The organism is Shigella flexneri 2a str. 301, from assembly GCF_000006925.2.
GTDB lineage: Bacteria > Pseudomonadota > Gammaproteobacteria > Enterobacterales > Enterobacteriaceae > ECMA0423.
Window position 1 is genome coordinate 3,012,436 of record NC_004337.2, and the last position, 17,742, is coordinate 3,030,177.

A 17,742-nucleotide genomic window follows, 5' to 3' on the forward strand; every position below is an offset into this window, starting at 1 on the left:
GATCACCATCAATGCAGGGAGTCTATTATATTACACGTTTGGTCCGCGCCGCCGATCAGTAATGTCTGCGTCCGCACCCCATTCGCCGTCTGTTGGATACCGTTCACCAACTCGCCGCCCGTCACGCCCGTAGCGCTAAAGAGGATATCGTTCCCCCTCACCAGTTCATCGAGCGAGTACACACGGTTAACGTCAACGCCCATTGCCTTACAACGCTTGCGCTCCTGCTCTGCAATCTGCCGATTTTCCGTGTAATCCCCTTTAGCCTGACAAAAGTCAATCAGCTCGGCCTGCATATCCCCGCCTAACGCTTTAACGGCACAGGCAGAAATCACGCCTTCTGGCGCACCGCCGATGGTGTACATCACATCGTAAGGATTATCCTGCCAGCAGGTCAGCACGCTGGCGGCGACATCGCCATCCGGCAGGGCAAAAACCTTCACGCCCAGCTGTGTTGCTTCTTCAATCGCGGCACTCAGACGCGGTTTATCCAGCGTAACCATGCGCAGCTTGTCCAGCGGTTTACCTAACGCCCGCGCCACGTTACGCAAGTTGTCCGCCAGAGGCAAAGACAGATCAATCGCCCCGGCAGCCAGTCGATTAACAACCAGCTTTTTCATATACATATCGGGCGCATGTAACAGGCTATCTCGAGGAGCGAAAGCCATGACCGCCAGCGCATTGCTCTGCCCCATCGCCACCATCCGCGTGCCTTCAATGGGATCAACCGCGATATCGACTTCTGGCCCATCGCCTTTGCCCACCTCTTCGCCAATCCACAGCATCGGCGCATGGTCAATTTATCCTTCGCCGATAACCACTCGTCCACGAAAAGCGACGTCGTTTAATGCCTGGCGCATCGCGGTGACCGCCAGGCCATCAATTTTATTTTTGTCGCCACATCCGGTTTGCGGCCAGGCAGCCAACGCTGCCTGTTCCGTAACGCGAAATAATGGCCACGCCAGGGACATCATTGCGCGGCCTCCCCGATATCAACGCCAAATTGTGCCAGCAGATATTTCTCGGCCTGTTCATTCCAGATGCCGTGCGTTTCCTCAACCAGCCGCGCCAACTCTTTAAACAGCGGATCGGTTTTGCCTTTTTCGGCAAAATCGGCAATGGCAGTGAGCGGCATGGTCACGCCGTTATAAATGAGTTTTTTACCGCCAGGGATATCCGGCAGATTGAGCACGGTTTCTGGCACCGCATCCAGGCCACCAATATGGGTCACCATAAACGACGGCTGTAACTGTCCTGTGGCGCTAAGGGCAATCGCCTCTTTCATGTCGTCCGTTGAACCGCCGGATGTACCGACTACGTGCGTGCTGTTATAATGGACGTTGTAGAAATTAAACGGCACTTTGAAGTTTTTATCCGTCAGCCCGGCAAAGAAGTTCAGACAGCCATCTTCCGCCAGTAATTCGTCAGCCATCTCAACGACAGCAGGCACCGCCGCATAAACAAAAATGTCATCGAACCCGACATCTCCTGTCAGCGCCCGCAGCATCTGGATAGGATCGCTCATCCCTTTGGTATTCACATACACCAGCTCAATGCCTTTACTGGCCGCCAGATCCACCGGCAGCAGCTTCTGCACCTGCGCCAGGCGTTTGTCGTCGATATCGACCACCACCACCCGTGACGGTTGTATGCCACCGTTAATGGCGTAATCGATAGCGCCAATGCCCATCGGACCCGCACACGCCAGCAGTGCAATATTGCCGCCAGGTTTGACGCCCATGCGATGCTCATAAACATATTGCGTGGTGTGATAATTGGCATGATAAGCACCAATAATGCAGCACATAGGCTCTGCCAGCGACGCCGCAGCAAAATAAGAGCCGTGATACGGTAATACGCAGCCCAAATTAATGGCGATTTCGGGAATAATCATATAAGTGGCATTGCCGCCAAAATATTCGTAGCTGTAGCCCGCTGAATATCCGCTTGGTAACCCCATCGCCGGTTGCAATACAAAACGCTGGCCTTTTTTATATTTGCCAGTGAGATTTTTACCCACTTCGACAATAACCCCGGCACATTCATGCCCGGTAATGACCGGATGATTTTCTAAATCGTCGGGTACGCGTTTATGTTCACTACCGAGTAACGCCGCTTTCCAGGTCGATAAACAGACGCTGTCAGAAATTACACTCACTAACAGTTCATTATCGGTAATTTCTGGCAGTTCAAATTCGGGTAATGACTCCAACTTACTGATAGTGTTTTATGTTCAGATAATGCCCGATGACCTTGTCATGCAGCTCCACCGATTTTGAGAACGACAGTGACTTCCGTACCAGCCTTGCCAGATGTTGTCTCAGATTCAGATTATGTCGCTCAATGCGCTGAGTGTAACGCTTGCTGATAACGTGCAGCTTTCCCTTCAGGCGTGATTCATACAGCGGACAGCCATCCGTCATCCATACCACGACCTCAAAGGCCGACAGCAGGCTCAGAAGACGCTCCAGTGTGGCCAGAGTGCGTTCACCGAAGACGTGCGCCACAACCGTCCTCCGTATCCTGTCATACGCGTAAAACAGCCAGCGCTGACGTGATTTAGCACCGACGTAGCCCCAATGTTCGTCCATTTCAGCGCAGACAATCACATCACTGCCCGGTTGTATGCGCGAGGTTACCGACTGCGGCCTGAGTTTTTTAAGTGACGTAAAACCGTGTTGAGGCCAACGCCCATAATGCGTGCACTGGCGCGACATCCGACGCCATTCATGGCCATATCAATGATTTTCTGGTGCTTACCGGGCTGAGAGGCGGTGTAAGTGAACTGTAGTTGCCATGTTTTACGGCAATGAGAGCAGAGATAGCGCTGATGTCCGGCAGTGCTTTTGCCGTTACGCACCACGCCTTCAGTAGCGGAGCAGGAAGGACATCTGATGGAAATGGAAGCCACGCAAGCACCTTAAAATCACCATCATACACTAAATCAGTAAGTTGGCAGCATTACCCTTTTGCTGAATGTATAACTGAGATTGATGATTCTGGAAAATAATCACTAAGCCGCATAAATTATCCTTATTTTATTTTTAGGGTACCGTCCGGCGGTAAAAATAAAATACTCGTGCGGTTTAATGAAAGCAATTGGGTACGCGAGAAGAAAAACCCCACAAACCAAAATAATAAAACCTTAAATAACAACAATATGAAATTGATATTTTTAAAGTCAACTTTGTATTTGTTATGTTCATCACAAAATCAACATTTTGTTTGTTATTGTATTTGTGATGCATATCTCTATTTATTTATTGAATGTTCGAAAACATACTTTTCTAATGCAATGTTTTTTCGCTATACCCCTTTATAGATTCTGAATTCTCACCTGTCGGCTGTTTTCTCCTCATCTCATGTGACATATTCCCATACTTTACTCAAGGAAGATTGTCATGAAAGCACCTGTTTCATTAACCTCATTTCGCCCACAAAAATCTCTTGCTATCGCCATTGGCGTGCTTGCCGTGGTTGTGCTGCCATTTCTCTCGTATTACACCGTTAATGAAGGTGAACGCGGCATTTTGCTGCGCTACGGAAAAATCGTAAAAGTTGCCGAACCGGGGCTGGGTTTTAAGATCCCTTTTATGGAAAGCGTGGAGAAAATTTCCACGCGTAATCAGGCTGTGGTCTATCAGGGATTACAGGCCTACAGCCGCGACCAGCAACCGGCACAAATGACAGTATCAGTCAGCTTCCACATTAAACCTTCAGAAGCAGGCGCGGTTTATACCACCTACAACACTATTGAAGCATTAAAAGATCGTCTAATTGTCCGTCAGTTGCCAACTCAGCTGGAGAACATTTTCGGCCAATATACCGCCATCAGCGCCGTACAGGATCGTACAAAATTGGTTCAGGATCTGCAAAATGCCATGCGCAAAGCCGTTGTTGGGCCAGTGGTAATTGACGGGGTCCAGATTGAAAATATTGATTTTTCTGACGCTTATGAAAAGTCGATTGAAAACCGAATGAAAGCAGAAGTCGCCATTGCCACGCGTAAGCAAAATCTGGAAACAGAGAAAATCCAGGCGCAAATAGCGGTAACTCAGGCCCAGGCAGAAGCAGACAGTAAACTGGCGGCAGCCAAAGCAGAAGCGGAAACTATTCGCGTAAGAGGCGCGGCAGAGGCTGAAACTATTCGTTTAAAAAGTGCGGCTGAAGCAGAAGCAATCCGCCTGCGCGGTGAAGCTCTGCGGGATAATCCCGGACTTGTAGCCCTCACCACTGCCGAACGTTGGGACGGTAAACTGCCCGATACCATGATCCCCGGCAGCACAGTTCCGTTTATCTCTACTAAGTAAAAAAAGGGCCGCTTTCGCGGTCCTTCTCACAAAACGTCTTACTGATTACAGCAGCGCTTTTGCTTTCGCAACAACGTTATCAACAGTGAAGCCGAACTCTTCAAACAGCAGCTCTGCCGGAGCAGATTCACCGAAGGTGGTCATGCCGACGATAGCGCCGTTCAGGCCAACATACTTGTACCAGTAGTCAGCAATACCCGCTTCTACCGCAACGCGTGCAGTAACCGCTTTCGGCAGTACGGATTCACGGTAAGCCGCATCCTGCTTGTCAAATGCGTCGGTAGACGGCATGGACACCACGCGCGCTTTCACGCCTTCGGCAGTCAGTTTTTCGTAGGCAGCAACCGCCAGTTCAACTTCAGAACCGGTGGCGATGAAGATCAGTTCCGGCTGACCAGCACAGTCTTTCAGCACATAACCACCGCGCGCGATGTTTGCCAGCTGCTCTTCAGTACGTTCCTGCTGCGCCAGGTTCTGACGGGAGAGGATAAGCGCAGTCGGGCCGTCCTGACGCTCAACGCCGTATTTCCACGCGACCGCGGATTCAACCTGGTCACACGGACGCCATGTAGACATGTTCGGGGTCACGCGCAGAGAAGCGACCTGCTCTACCGGCTGGTGAGTCGGGCCATCTTCGCCCAGACCGATGGAGTCGTGGGTGTAAACCATCACCTGGCGCTGTTTCATCAGCGCAGCCATACGTACGGCGTTACGTGCGTATTCCACGAACATCAGGAAGGTGGAGGTGTACGGCAGGAAGCCACCGTGCAGGGAGATACCGTTAGCAATCGCGGTCATACCGAACTCGCGAACACCGTAGTGGATGTAGTTACCTGCAGCATCTTCGTTGATTGCTTTAGAACCAGACCACAGGGTCAGGTTAGACGGTGCCAGGTCAGCAGAGCCGCCGAGGAATTCAGGCAACAGCGGGCCGAACGCTTCGATAGCATTCTGCGACGCTTTACGGCTGGCGATTTTCGCCGGATTAGCCTGCAGTTTAGCGATAAACTCTTTCGCTTTGGCGTCGAAGTCAGACGGCATTTCGCCTTTCATACGGCGGGTAAATTCAGCCGCTTCCTGCGGATAAGCTTTCGCGTAAGCCGCAAACTTCTCATTCCATGCAGATTCTTTCGCCTGGCCTGCTTCTTTCGCATCCCACTGAGCATAGATTTCAGACGGGATTTCGAACGGTGCATATTTCCAGCCCAGCTGTTCGCGGGTCAGGGCAATTTCAGCGTCGCCCAGCGGCGCACCGTGGGAGTCGTGAGTACCGGCTTTGTTCGGGGAACCGAAACCGATGATGGTTTTGCACATCAGCAGGGACGGTTTGTCAGTCACTGCGCGCGCTTCTTCAACTGCGCGTTTGATGGATGCCGCGTCATGACCGTCGATGTCGCGAATAACGTGCCAGCCGTAAGCTTCGAAACGCATTGCTGTGTCGTCGGTGAACCAGCCTTCAACGTGACCATCGATAGAAATACCGTTGTCATCGTAGAACGCAATCAGTTTACCCAGCTTCAGCGTACCCGCCAGAGAGCAAACTTCGTGGGAGATGCCTTCCATCATGCAGCCGTCGCCCATGAAGGCGTAGGTGTAGTGGTCGACAATGTCGTGGCCCGGACGGTTAAACTGCGCCGCCAGCGTTTTTTCTGCAATCGCCATACCGACTGCGTTGGCAATACCCTGACCCAGCGGACCGGTGGTGGTTTCCACACCAGCGGTATAACCTACTTCCGGATGGCCCGGAGTTTTAGAGTGCAGCTGACGGAAGTTTTTCAGTTCTTCCATCGGCAGATCGTAACCGGTGAGGTGCAGCAGGCTGTAGATCAGCATGGAGCCGTGGCCGTTGGACAGCACGAAGCGGTCACGGTCAGCCCAGGACGGATTCTGCGGGTTGTGTTTCAGGAAATCACGCCACAGGACTTCGGCAATGTCAGCCATACCCATAGGGGCACCCGGGTGACCGGATTTGGCTTTCTGTACTGCGTCCATGCTCAGCGCACGAATAGCATTGGCAAGCTCTTTACGTGAGGACATTTTGACTCCAGATCGGATGATGAAGGGCACGCCCTTAACGACTTGACGACAGCGCGTTTTGGGCTACGCCGGAAAATTTGCCAACAATTTACCGCAAGCCGCGCGTCATGTACATGGAACATCCTTTTGCCGCTTCAGAAATCTCTGGATCATGCTCGCATGTTGCGCAATCTGCTCGCCCGTCCGCTGCGCTTTTCCTTATACTGAGACTGAGCGTCGATTCACCTGCAAACGGCGCATTTTTAGAATAATCCTGACCTTGTGCGGAAGAGAAAACATGAAAATTCGCGCCTTATTGGTAGCAATGAGCGTGGCAACGGTACTGACCGGTTGCCAGAATATGGACTCCAACGGACTGCTCTCATCAGGAGCGGAAGCTTTTCAGGCTTACAGTTTGAGTGATGCGCAGGTGAAAACCCTGAGCGATCAGGCATGTCAGGAGATGGACAGCAAGGCGACGATTGCGCCAGCCAATAGCGAATACGCTAAACGTCTGACAACTATTGCCAATGCGCTAGGCAACAATATCAACGGTCAGCCGGTGAATTACAAAGTGTATATGGCGAAGGATGTGAACGCCTTTGCAATGGCTAACGGCTGTATCCGCGTCTATAGCGGGCTGATGGATATGATGACAGATAACGAAGTCGAAGCGGTGATCGGTCACGAGATGGGGCACGTGGCGTTAGGCCATGTGAAGAAAGGGATGCAGGTGGCGCTTGGTACAAATGCCGTGCGAGTAGCTGCGGCCTCTGCGGGCGGGATTGTCGGCAGTTTATCTCAATCACAACTTGGTGATCTGGGCGAGAAATTAGTCAATTCGCAATTCTCCCAGCGCCAGGAAGCAGAAGCCGATGATTATTCTTACGATCTTCTGCACCAACGCGGCATCAGCCCGGCAGGTCTTGCCACCAGCTTTGAAAAACTGGCGAAGCTGGAAGAAGGTCGTCAAAGCTCAATGTTTGACGACCATCCTGCATCCGCCGAACGTGCCCAGCATATTCGCGATCGCATCAGCGCGGATGGGATTAAGTAAAGCCTAGTGGTGTCGAACGTAGGTCAGATAAGGCGTTCACGCCGCATCTGACATTAATGGCACATTTGTTACCTTGTGCGCATTGCCGGATGCGATGCTGGCGCATCTTATCCGGCCTACGGGTGCCGAACGTAGGTCGGATAAGGCGTTCACGCCGCATCCGACATTAATGGCACGTTTTACCCGTGCGCATCGCATCTGGTGCTTACTCGCCCTTTTTCGCCGCCTGAATATACAGCATCTCCAGCGCCAGCGTCGCCGCAGCCAGAGCGGTGATTTCCGACTGATCGTATGCCGGAGCCACTTCCACTACGTCCATCCCAACGATGTTGAGATCTTTCAGGCCGCGTACCAGTTTAATGGCGCGATCGGAGGTCAGGCCGCCAATCACTGGCGTACCGGTTCCCGGCGCGAAAGCAGGATCCAGGCAGTCGATATCAAAAGTCAGGTAAACCGGCATATCACCCACAATCTGTTTCACCTGGGCGATAACGTCATCCACGCTGCGATCGTTCACCTGGCAGGCGTCCAGCACGGTAAAGCCGTTGTCTTTATCAAACTCGGTACGAATACCAATCTGCACGGAATGATTCGGGTCGATCAGACCTTCTTTCGGCGCGGTATAGAACATAGTGCCGTGGTCAAATTCACAACCGTTCGCATAGGTATCGGTGTGGGCGTCAAAGTGTACCAGCGCCATTTTGCCGAAATGCTTCGCATGAGCACGCAGCAGCGGCAGCGTAACAAAGTGGTCACCACCGAAGGAGAGCATACGCTTACCGGCAGCCAGCAGCTTCTCGGCGTGCGCCTGCAGCTTTTCGCTCATCTCACGGGCATCGCCAAAGGCATATACCAGATCGCCGCAGTCCACGACGTTCAGACGCTCACGCATGTCGAAATTCCACGGGAAGCGGTTGTGTTCCCAGGCCAGATTCGTCGAAACCTGACGGATCGCTGCCGGACCGTGGCGACCACCCGCACGACCAGAAGTGGCCATATCGAACGGCACGCCAGTAATCACCCAGTCTGCATCGCTGTCATACGGCTGGAAGTTCATCGGCAGGCGTAAAAAACCAAAGGCATTGGAAACCAGTGAGTTATCGTATTGATGACCTAAGGTGCTCATGGATGGACTCCTATTACAAAGTCGATATAAAAAAACCCTTCCGCGTCGTTAGGCCCGACGAGGAAGGGTTGGATTTGCGAAACACAAGTTTGTGCTAATTATCGCCTTAAATGGGCGAGGCATCAAGCGAGGTTGCTATTTCCGACACGGTGGCGGCGCATAGCCATTGTTATCTGCCGGAAAGGCTTGTCCAGAGCACGGCGGCAGCGCGTTTTGCGCCGGGCCTTGTAATTCAAAGGCGGCAAAGCCGATTACCCCGGTATTACGCACATCGCCTTGCGCCGAATTGGCTGCGTAGGAATCAGCAACGTTGGCGAACTGAAAAGCCGCTTCAGTATGTTTATCTTTGCGGAATCCTTTAATCACTAACGAATCTCCGGCATTCACAATATAGCCGTTGTTATTCAGCGAACCTTGCTTGCCGTTCAGCACATCCAGGCCATCAGCCGTAGCAACGATCTCGTAGTTGGTGTTACGACTGTAATTACGGACATATAATTGATAATTCATTCCGACTCTGGGTAATGACTCCAACTTACTGATAGTGTTTTATGTTCAGATAATGCCCGATGACCTTGTCATGCAGCTCCACCGATTTTGAGAACGACAGTGGCTTCCGTACCAGCCTTGCCAGATGTTGTCTCAGATTCAGATTATGTCGCTCAATGCGCTGAGTGTAACGCTTGCTGATAACGTGCAGCTTTCCCTTCAGGCGTGATTCATACAGCGGCCAGCCATCCGTCATCCATACCACGACCTCAAAGGCCGACAGCAGGCTCAGAAGACGCTCCAGTGTGGCCAGAGTGCGTTCACCGAAGACGTGCGCCACAACCGTCCTCCGTATCCTGTCATACGCGTAAAACAGCCAGCGCTGACGTGATTTAGCACCGACGTAGCCCCAATGTTCGTCCATTTCAGCGCAGACAATCACATCACTGCCCGGTTGTATGCGCGAGGTTACCGACTGCGGCCTGAGTTTTTTAAGTGACGTAAAACCGTGTTGAGGCCAACGCCCATAATGCGTGCACTGGCGCGACATCCGACGCCATTCATGGCCATATCAATGATTTTCTGGTGCTTACCGGGCTGAGAGGCGGTGTAAGTGAACTGTAGTTGCCATGTTTTACGGCAATGAGAGCAGAGATAGCGCTGATGTCCGGCAGTGCTTTTGCCGTTACGCACCACGCCTTCAGTAGCGGAGCAGGAAGGACATCTGATGGAAATGGAAGCCACGCAAGCACCTTAAAATCACCATCATACACTAAATCAGTAAGTTGGCAGCATCATCTTCAAGATAAGTATAACCGTACAAACCTGCCTCGAACTCTTCAAGGAACTGTTGTTGCAGTTCAGCATCAAGATCGGTTTTCTTCACTTGATCGCGGAACTGGGTTAACAGCGTTTTCGGATCGAGCTGTACATATTGCAGCATGTCCGCCACGGTATCGCCTTCGTCAGACAGTTCTACTTCTACGCTACCGTCAGGGAACACGAACACGTCAACTGCTTCGGTATCACCGAACAGGTTGTGCATATTGCCAAGGATCTCCTGATATGCACCGACCATAAAGAAACCGAGCATCGGCGGATTCTCTGGATCGTACTCCGGCATTGGCATTGTCGTGGCAATACCATCACCATCAATATAGTGGTCGATAGCACCGTCAGAGTCACAGGTAATATCCAGCAGCACAGCGCGACGTTCCGGCACTTGATCCAGCCCTTCCAGCGGTAGAACCGGGAACAACTGGTCGATCCCCCATGCGTCCGGCATTGACTGGAACAGCGAGAAATTGACGTACATTTTGTCCGCCATACGTTCCTGCAGTTCGTCGATTATCGGACGATGCGCACGGTTTTGCGGATCCAGTTGCTTCTGCACTTCATGGCACATGCTCAGATAGAGTTGTTCTGCCCATGCACGTTCTTGCAGGCTAAAGGTGCCGGAAGAGTAGCCGATATGAATGTCGTGCAGATCCATCTGGCTGTCGTGTAACCATTCACGCAAAGAACGGCGAGTTCCCGGTTCGTGCATTTCCTGCCAGGTTTCCCACATGCTTTGCAGCGCACGCGGCGCATCTTCTACGGGCGCGGTCGGCACCGTATATTCGTTACGTTCCACGCCGATGATATTCGACACCAGCACGGTATGGTGCGCAGTCACCGCACGGCCCGATTCGGTGATTACCGTCGGATGCGGCAGACCATTTTCTTCACACGCATCGCCAATCGCCCAGATGATGTTGTTGGCGTATTCATTGAGGCCATAGTTTACGGAGCAGTCAGACTGCGAACGGGTGCCTTCATAATCCACGCCCAGACCGCCGCCGACGTCGAAGCACTGAATATTGACGCCCAGCTTGTGCAGTTCCACATAGAAACGCGCGGATTCACGAACGCCTGTCGCGATATCGCGAATATTCGCCATCTGCGAACCGAGGTGGAAGTGCAGTAGTTGCAGGCTGTCGAGACGCCCGGCTTCACGCAGGGTTTCAACCAGTTGCAGTACCTGAGTCGCAGCCAGGCCGAACTTCGATTTTTCCCCGCCGGAGGACTGCCATTTACCCGAGCCCTGCGAAGCCAGACGTGCACGCACGCCCAGACGAGGAACGACATTCAGACGTTCTGCTTCATCCAGCACAATGGCGATTTCTGACATCTTCTCAATGACCAGATAGACCTTGTGCCCCATCTTCTCGCCAATTAATGCCAGGCGGATATATTCGCGGTCTTTATAACCGTTGCAGACGATGACGCTACGAGTCATGCCAGCATGTGCCAGCACTGCCATCAACTCGGCTTTGGAACCGGCTTCCAGACCCAGCGGTTCACCCGAATGAATCAGGGACTCGATCACGCGGCGGTGCTGGTTAACTTTGATCGGATAAACAAGGAAGTAATCGCCGTTATAGCCGTAGGATTCCCTCGCACGTTTGAACGCGGCGTTAATGGAACGCAAACGGTGCTGCAGGATCTGTGGGAAACAGAACAGTGCAGGCAGACGCTGACCCTGTGCTTCACGAGTTTTCACTAACTGCGCGAGATCGACGCGAGCTTCCGGGACGTCCGGGTCCGGGCACACGCTGATGTGGCCCAGCTCGTTAACGTCATAGTAGTTATTGCCCCACCAGGCAATATTGTAAGTACGCAGCATCTTGCTGGCTTCCTGGGAGCTCATTGCAACCTCCTGCATGGAGCGTAGTACACCGTGTTCGCCCGCTGACGAAGGCAAACCCATAGACATGTCGTCAGACATAGCGAACCTCAAATTATTTTATTAAGTGTAAAACAGTTAACGACTGTCGCAGCCTGGAACTGCGATAACAACCCATAAGCACATGGATTTTCCAGCAGTGTATGCTGACGCTCCGACTGCGCAACCGGTTTCTTTTTCATAACATTATTAAGCACATAACCGAACGTAAGTGTGACAGTTCGGCGAAACCACGAGAAAACTCTTGTTTTTACAAGAGCGCCCTTGTTCAGTCCTCAGTAACTGTAACCAGCTCTTGAATCCTGAGAAGCGCCGAGATGGGTATAACATCGGCAGGTATGCAAAGCAGAGATGCAGAGTGCGGGGAACGAGTCTTCACCAGAACGGTGAGACAGGTTAAGCAGCAGACAACGGTTCATTATTTCGTATCACCTCCACGGCCGCCTGTTAAGACGAACCCACAAGCCAAAACTCTGATTTCAACCCGGCTGGAAGTGGCAACACGAAAGAAACGTCGTGTGCTTTTTATTTAAGCCGCGCGCCGCGTTTTATACCCCACAATGGCAGAAAATTGCAAAAGATAAATACGCAGAATGCCGGCATTGTCAGGAAAAATTTCCAGCCACGTTTTTAACAGAATGAGACACGATTCAAAAAAAAGTGGAAATCGGGTGAAGAATTGACCTAAAATAGCCATCCAGATGTTAATCCATCCATACCGATTAACACTCAGACTGCCAGTGTTTTTAACCTGCAGAGTCGTGGTAGGATCCGCTACCACAGAAAATCCACACAACAGTTTGAGCTAACCAAATTCTCTTTAGGTGATATTAAATATGGCAAAACACCTTTTTACGTCCGAGTCCGTCTCTGAAGGGCATCCTGACAAAATTGCTGACCAAATCTCTGATGCCGTTTTAGACGCGATCCTCGAACAGGATCCGAAAGCACGCGTTGCTTGCGAAACCTACGTAAAAACCGGCATGGTTTTAGTTGGCGGCGAAATCACCACCAGCGCCTGGGTAGACATCGAAGAGATCACCCGTAACACCGTTCGCGAAATTGGCTATGTGCATTCCGACATGGGCTTTGACGCTAACTCCTGTGCGGTTCTGAGCGCTATCGGCAAACAGTCTCCTGACATCAACCAAGGCGTTGACCGTGCCGATCCGCTGGAACAGGGCGCGGGTGACCAGGGTCTGATGTTTGGCTACGCAACTAATGAAACCGACGTGCTGATGCCAGCACCTATCACCTATGCACACCGTCTGGTACAGCGTCAGGCTGAAGTGCGTAAAAACGGCACTCTGCCGTGGCTGCGCCCGGACGCGAAAAGCCAGGTGACTTTCCAGTATGACGACGGCAAAATCGTTGGTATTGATGCTGTCGTGCTTTCCACTCAGCACTCTGAAGAGATCGACCAGAAATCGCTGCAAGAAGCGGTAATGGAAGAGATCATCAAGCCAATTCTGCCCGCTGAATGGCTGACTTCTGCCACCAAATTCTTCATCAACCCGACCGGTCGTTTCGTTATCGGTGGCCCAATGGGTGACTGCGGTCTGACTGGCCGTAAAATTATCGTTGATACCTACGGCGGCATGGCGCGTCACGGTGGCGGTGCATTCTCTGGTAAAGATCCATCAAAAGTGGACCGTTCCGCAGCCTACGCAGCACGTTATGTCGCGAAAAACATCGTTGCTGCTGGCCTGGCCGATCGTTGTGAAATTCAGGTTTCCTACGCAATCGGCGTGGCTGAACCGACCTCCATCATGGTAGAAACTTTCGGTACTGAGAAAGTGCCTTCTGAACAACTGACTCTGCTGGTACGTGAGTTCTTCGACCTGCGCCCATACGGACTGATTCAGATGCTGGATCTGCTGCACCCGATCTACAAAGAAACCGCAGCATACGGTCACTTTGGTCGTGAACATTTCCCGTGGGAAAAAACCGACAAAGCGCAGCTGCTGCGCGATGCTGCCGGTCTGAAGTAATCTTTCTTCACCTGCGTTCAAAGGCCAGCCTCGCGCTGGCCTTTTTCTTTTACCTCACCGCGGTGGATAGGCGTTCACGCCGCATCCGGCAAAAAAACTGCCCGCACAATAACATCATTCTTCCTGATCACGTTTCACGGCAAATTACCATCACAACTGAAACCGATTACACCAACCACACCAGCAAAATATTTGTAATATTTTCATATTATTATTCAGCTTTCACAGTTGTTACATTTCTTTTCAGTAAAGTCTTAATTGCAGATGACAGCGTTTAATCTATGATGATATAACTCAATTATTTTCATGCCCTTAAATCATAACTAAGATAAATGTTAGTGTAAGCGATTACACTGATGTGATTTGCTTCACATCTTTTTACGTCGTACTCACCTATCTTAATTCACAATAAAAAATAACTATATTGGAGGGCATCATGCCTGACGCTAAAAAACAGGGGCGGTCAAACAAGGCAATGACGTTTTTCGTCTGCTTCCTTGCCGCTCTGGCGGGATTACTCTTTGGCCTGGATATCGGTGTAATTGCTGGCGCACTGCCGTTTATTGCAGATGAATTCCAGATAACTTCGCACACGCAAGAATGGGTCGTAAGCTCCATGATGTTCGGTGCGGCAGTCGGTGCGGTGGGCATCGGCTGGCTCTCCTTTAAACTCGGGCGCAAAAAGAGCCTGATGATCGGCGCAATCCTGTTTGTTGCCGGTTCACTGTTCTCTGCGGCTGCGCCAAACGTTGAAGTACTGATTCTTTCGCGCGTTCTGCTGGGGCTGGCGGTGGGTGTGGCCTCTTATACCGCACCACTGTACCTGTCAGAAATTGCGCCGGAAAAAATTCGCGGCAGTATGATCTCGATGTATCAGTTGATGATCACTATCGGGATCCTCGGTGCTTATCTTTCTGATACCGCCTTCAGCTACACCGGTGCATGGCGCTGGATGCTGGGTGTGATTATCATCCCGGCAATTTTGCTGCTGATTGGTGTCTTCTTCCTGCCAGACAGCCCACGTTGGTTTGCCGCCAAACGCCGTTTTGTTGATGCCGAACGCGTGCTGCTACGCCTGCGTGACACCAGCGCGGAAGCGAAACGCGAACTGGATGAAATCCGTGAAAGTTTGCAGGTTAAACAGAGTGGCTGGGCGCTGTTTAAAGAGAATAGCAACTTCCGCCGCGCGGTGTTCCTTGGCGTACTGTTACAGGTAATGCAGCAATTCACCGGGATGAACGTCATCATGTATTACGCGCCGAAAATCTTCGAACTGGCGGGTTATACCAACACCACCGAGCAAATGTGGGGGACAGTGATTGTCGGCCTGACCAACGTACTTGCCACCTTTATCGCAATCGGCCTTGTTGACCGCTGGGGACGTAAACCAACGCTAACGCTGGGCTTCCTGGTGATGGCTGCTGGCATGGGCGTACTCGGTACAATGATGCATATCGGTATCCACTCTCCGTCGGCGCAGTATTTCGCCATCGCCATGCTGCTGATGTTTATTGTCGGTTTTGCCATGAGTGCCGGTCCGCTGATTTGGGTACTGTGCTCCGAAATTCAGCCGCTGAAAGGCCGCGATTTTGGCATCACCTGCTCCACCGCCACCAACTGGATTGCCAACATGATCGTTGGCGCAACGTTCCTGACCATGCTCAACACGCTGGGTAACGCCAACACCTTCTGGGTGTATGCGGCTCTGAACGTACTGTTTATCCTGCTGACATTGTGGCTGGTACCGGAAACCAAACACGTTTCGCTGGAACATATTGAACGTAATCTGATGAAAGGTCGTAAACTGCGCGAAATCGGCGCTCACGATTAATCTCCTCAGGCTTCCTCCCGTCGCGGAGGAAGCCGCCTCTTGCAGTCATCTTTTCTTCGCTCTATCCTCTGCCGCTATGAAAATATCCCGTCTCCCTATCGCCATCCAACAGGCCGTTATGCGCCGCCTGCGGGAAAAACTCGCCCAGGCCAACCTGAAGCTAGGGCGTAACTACCCGGAGCCAAAACTCTCTTACACCCAGCGCGGAACCTCCGCCGGAACAGCCTGGCTGGAAAGCTATGAAATCCGCCTCAATCCCGTTTTGCTGTTGGAAAACAGTGAAGCTTTTATTGAAGAAGTGGTACCGCACGAACTGGCACATTTGCTGGTATGGAAACATTTCGGCCGCGTAGCGCCACATGGCAAAGAGTGGAAGTGGATGATGGAAAGCGTGCTGGGCGTTCCCGCCCGTCGTACGCATCAGTTCGAACTGCAATCCGTGCGTCGCAACACCTTCCCCTACCGCTGTAAGTGCCAGGAACATCAGCTTACCGTACGCCGCCATAATCGCGTAGTTCGTGGCGAGGCCATCTATCGCTGTGTTCACTGCGGTGAACAGCTGGTTGCGAAATAACCACCTGAACTATCAGGAACTTTCCTGATCTGGCTGATTGCATACCAAAACAACTTTCGCTACGTTGCTGGCTCGTTTTAACACGGAGTAAGTGATGTACCGTTATTTGTCTATTGCTGCGGTGGTACTGAGCGCAGCATTTTCCGGCCCGACGTTGGCCGAAGGTATCAATAGTTTTTCTCAGGCGAAAGCCGCGGCGGTAAAAGTCCACGCTGATGCGCCCGGTACGTTTTATTGCGGATGTAAAATTAACTGGCAGGGCAAAAAAGGCGTTGTTGATCTGCAATCGTGCGGCTATCAGGTGCGCAAAAATGAAAACCGCGCCAGCCGCGTAGAGTGGGAACACGTCGTTCCCGCCTGGCAATTCGGTCACCAGCGCCAGTGCTGGCAGGACGGTGGACGTAAAAACTGCGCTAAAGATCCGGTCTATCGCAAGATGGAAAGCGATATGCATAACCTGCAGCCGTCAGTCGGCGAGGTGAATGGCGATCGCGGCAATTTTATGTACAGCCAGTGGAATGGCGGCGAAGGCCAGTACGGTCAATGCGCCATGAAGGTCGATTTCAAAGAAAAAGCTGCCGAACCACCAGCGCGTGCACGCGGTGCCATTGCGCGCACCTACTTCTATATGCGCGACCAATACAACCTGACACTCTCTCGCCAGCAAACGCAGCTGTTCAACGCATGGAACAAGATGTATCCGGTTACCGACTGGGAGTGCGAGCGCGATGAACGCATCGCGAAGGTGCAGGGCAATCATAACCCGTATGTGCAACGCGCTTGCCAGGCGCGAAAGAGCTAACCTACACTAGCGGGATTCTTTTTGTTAACCCCTACCCCACGCGTACAACCGCGTGGGGAGACGACGCGGATTTTTAACTATGCGTATCCCCCGCATTTATCATCCTGAACCACTGACCAGCCATTCTCACATCGCGCTTTGCGAAGATGCCGCCAACCATATCGGGCGCGTACTGCGCATGGGGCCGGGGCAGGCGTTGCAATTGTTTGACGGTAGCAACCAGGTCTTTGACGCCGAAATTACCAGCGCCAGCAAAAAAAGCGTGGAAGTGAAGGTGCTGGAAGGCCAGATCGACGATCGCGAATCTCCGCTGCATATTCACCTCGGTCAGGTGATGTCGCGTGGTGAAAAAATGGAATTTACTATCCAGAAATCGATCGAACTCGGTGTAAGCCTCATTACGCCACTTTTTTCTGAGCGCTGCGGCGTTAAACTGGATAGTGAACGTCTGAACAAGAAGCTTCAGCAGTGGCAGAAGATTGCAATTGCTGCCTGTGAGCAGTGTGGTCGTAACCGGGTGCCGGAAATCCGTCCAGCGATGGATCTGGAAGCCTGGTGTGCAGAGCAGGATGAAGGACTGAAACTGAATCTTCACCCGCGCGCCAGTAACAGCATCAATACGTTGCCTTTACCGGTTGAACGCGTCCGCCTGCTGATTGGCCCGGAAGGCGGTTTATCGGCAGATGAAATTGCCATGACTGCCCGCTATCAATTTACTGATATCCTGTTGGGACCTCGCGTTTTGCGTACAGAGACAACTGCGCTCACCGCCATTACCGCGCTACAAGTACGATTTGGCGATTTGGGCTAACGGAGAAGAA

General features: G+C 52.0%; 18 protein-coding genes, 1 pseudogene and 2 other annotated features. Of the genes and pseudogenes, 7 read left to right on the forward strand and 12 right to left on the reverse strand.

The annotated features are described in order from the left end of the window. Positions 1-8: 8 nt before the first annotated feature. The 4 genes and pseudogenes from yggF to insA (SF2923) form a co-directional block, all read right to left on the reverse strand. A pseudogene (yggF, locus tag SF2920) lies at positions 9-974 on the reverse strand. Next, positions 971-2,212: an oxidoreductase gene (locus SF2921; protein ID NP_708695.3), complete on the reverse strand. Its 1,242-nt coding sequence runs from the start codon at positions 2,210-2,212 to the stop codon at positions 971-973. Before SF2921 ends, yggF begins: the two are co-directional and overlap by 4 nt. Continuing rightward, positions 2,199-2,966 (reverse strand) — a mobile genetic element. It overlaps the preceding gene by 14 nt. Further along, complete coding sequence (insB, locus tag SF2922; protein ID NP_708696.1) at positions 2,214-2,609, reverse strand: insertion element IS1 protein InsB; 396 nt, start codon at positions 2,607-2,609, stop codon at positions 2,214-2,216. Its footprint overlaps the feature before it by 396 nt. After that, complete coding sequence (gene insA / locus SF2923; protein NP_708697.1) at positions 2,636-2,911, reverse strand: insertion element IS1 protein InsA; 276 nt, start codon at positions 2,909-2,911, stop codon at positions 2,636-2,638. Its footprint lies within the feature at positions 2,199-2,966. Before the next feature lie 435 nt (positions 2,967-3,401). Here insA (SF2923) and SF2924 point away from each other — a divergent pair. Next, positions 3,402-4,310: a serine protease gene (locus tag SF2924; protein ID NP_708698.1), complete on the forward strand. Its 909-nt coding sequence runs from the start codon at positions 3,402-3,404 to the stop codon at positions 4,308-4,310. 45 nt (positions 4,311-4,355) lie between these two features. Here SF2924 and tktA read toward each other — a convergent pair whose 3' ends face one another. Next, positions 4,356-6,347 carry a transketolase gene (gene tktA, locus SF2925; protein ID NP_708699.2) on the reverse strand — a complete coding sequence of 664 codons (1,992 nt, stop codon included), beginning with the start codon at positions 6,345-6,347 and terminating at the stop codon, positions 4,356-4,358. A gap of 151 nt (positions 6,348-6,498) precedes the next feature. On the opposite strand from tktA, the gene yggG reads away from it, so the two are divergent. Beyond that, positions 6,499-7,383 carry a hypothetical protein gene (gene yggG, locus SF2926; protein ID NP_708700.2) on the forward strand — a complete coding sequence of 295 codons (885 nt, stop codon included), beginning with the start codon at positions 6,499-6,501 and terminating at the stop codon, positions 7,381-7,383. A gap of 205 nt (positions 7,384-7,588) precedes the next feature. On the opposite strand, the gene speB is transcribed toward yggG, so the two are convergent. The 7 genes from speB to SF2932a all read right to left on the reverse strand — a co-directional run bounded on the left by speB (position 7,589) and on the right by SF2932a (position 12,504). Then, positions 7,589-8,509: an agmatinase gene (speB, locus tag SF2927; protein ID NP_708701.1), complete on the reverse strand. Its 921-nt coding sequence runs from the start codon at positions 8,507-8,509 to the stop codon at positions 7,589-7,591. A 135-nt stretch (positions 8,510-8,644) separates the two neighbouring features. Then, positions 8,645-9,019: a hypothetical protein gene (locus SF2928; protein NP_708702.2), complete on the reverse strand. Its 375-nt coding sequence runs from the start codon at positions 9,017-9,019 to the stop codon at positions 8,645-8,647. 10 nt (positions 9,020-9,029) lie between these two features. Next, positions 9,030-9,793: a mobile genetic element, on the reverse strand. After that, positions 9,045-9,440 (reverse strand): insertion element IS1 protein InsB, encoded by a 396-nt coding sequence (gene insB / locus SF2929; RefSeq protein NP_708703.1) that lies wholly within the window; start codon positions 9,438-9,440, stop codon positions 9,045-9,047. (Overlaps the previous feature by 396 nt.) Next, a complete protein-coding gene (gene insA, locus SF2930; protein NP_708704.1) occupies positions 9,467-9,742 on the reverse strand; it encodes an insertion element IS1 protein InsA in 276 nt (91 codons plus the stop codon). Its footprint lies within the feature at positions 9,030-9,793. Further along, positions 9,771-11,777, reverse strand: coding sequence for an arginine decarboxylase (speA, locus tag SF2931; protein ID NP_708705.1), 2,007 nt, complete (start codon positions 11,775-11,777; stop codon positions 9,771-9,773). After that, positions 11,774-11,920 (reverse strand): hypothetical protein, encoded by a 147-nt coding sequence (gene yqgB / locus SF2932; RefSeq protein ID NP_708706.1) that lies wholly within the window; start codon positions 11,918-11,920, stop codon positions 11,774-11,776. Before yqgB ends, speA begins: the two co-directional genes overlap by 4 nt. Positions 11,921-12,252: 332 nt before the next feature. Continuing rightward, positions 12,253-12,504, reverse strand: coding sequence for a membrane protein (locus SF2932a; RefSeq protein ID YP_008439278.1), 252 nt, complete (start codon positions 12,502-12,504; stop codon positions 12,253-12,255). A gap of 55 nt (positions 12,505-12,559) precedes the next feature. Here SF2932a and metK point away from each other — a divergent pair, with 55 nt between their 5' ends. The 5 genes from metK (at position 12,560) to yggJ (ending at position 17,732) form a co-directional block, all read left to right on the forward strand. Then, positions 12,560-13,714, forward strand: coding sequence for an S-adenosylmethionine synthetase (gene metK, locus SF2933; RefSeq protein ID NP_708707.2), 1,155 nt, complete (start codon positions 12,560-12,562; stop codon positions 13,712-13,714). 475 nt (positions 13,715-14,189) lie between these two features. Next, on the forward strand, positions 14,190-15,545 hold the full coding sequence (gene galP / locus SF2934) for an MFS family galactose:proton symporter (protein ID NP_708708.2): 1,356 nt from the start codon (positions 14,190-14,192) through the stop codon (positions 15,543-15,545). Between the two features lie 76 nt (positions 15,546-15,621). Next, positions 15,622-16,119, forward strand: a complete 498-nt coding sequence (gene sprT / locus SF2935) for a hypothetical protein (RefSeq protein ID NP_708709.1) — start codon at positions 15,622-15,624, stop codon at positions 16,117-16,119. A gap of 94 nt (positions 16,120-16,213) precedes the next feature. Continuing rightward, the gene (gene endA / locus SF2936) at positions 16,214-16,921 is read left to right on the forward strand and encodes a DNA-specific endonuclease I (protein NP_708710.2); all 708 of its coding nucleotides are present in this window, start codon (positions 16,214-16,216) and stop codon (positions 16,919-16,921) included. Positions 16,922-17,000: 79 nt separating this feature from the next. Then, positions 17,001-17,732: a 16S ribosomal RNA methyltransferase RsmE gene (gene yggJ, locus SF2937; RefSeq protein NP_708711.2), complete on the forward strand. Its 732-nt coding sequence runs from the start codon at positions 17,001-17,003 to the stop codon at positions 17,730-17,732. The last annotated feature ends 10 nt before the right edge of the window (positions 17,733-17,742 follow it).